Origin of the sequence: Ochrobactrum sp. SFR4 (assembly GCF_019730395.1) — a bacterium.
Taxonomy (GTDB): Bacteria; Pseudomonadota; Alphaproteobacteria; order Rhizobiales; family Rhizobiaceae; genus Pseudochrobactrum.
Window position 1 is genome coordinate 1 of the sequence record NZ_JAAPBB010000173.1, and the last position, 484, is coordinate 484.

At 49.2% G+C, this 484-nt stretch carries 1 protein-coding gene; it reads left to right on the forward strand.

Annotation, left to right across the window (positions count from 1 at the left end):
* Window positions 1-316: ribose-5-phosphate isomerase A (locus HBA93_RS18420; protein WP_221724266.1), on the forward strand; the 316-nt coding region annotated here is incomplete at its 5' end.
* Between the last annotated feature and the right edge of the window lie 168 nt (window positions 317-484).

Here is a 484-nt window from a genome sequence, read left to right on the forward strand (position 1 = left end):
CGTTGATACACTCGGACGATTCCCGCTGCCGGTTGAAGTGAACCGTTTTGGCCTTGCCGCAACGAAAATTGCGATTGAAAAGGCCATTACGGATCTTGGTCTGGAAGCGCCGCTGAGCCTGCGCATGAAAGACGGCGAAATTTTTGTGACGGATGGCGGGCATTATATTCTGGATGCATCTTTTGGCCGTATTCCGGATACAAAAGCATTATCAGGCGCACTCTTCGCCATTCCCGGCGTGGTTGAGCATGGTTTGTTTATCGGGCTTGCGCGTGCTGCGGTTATCGCGGGCACCTCAGGTATCCGGACACTGTAGTGCATTCCGAAAAGTGTGAGCGGTTTTCGGATAAAATGCGCGTAAAGACAAAAAAGCAGAGTGGTTTCAACGGTTCAATATGAACTGAAACTGCTCTCTTAATTCTGCAATTCATATCTGTCCGGCAACGGCCAGAAATAAAAAAATCGCATACCGTTGTTCCTGATG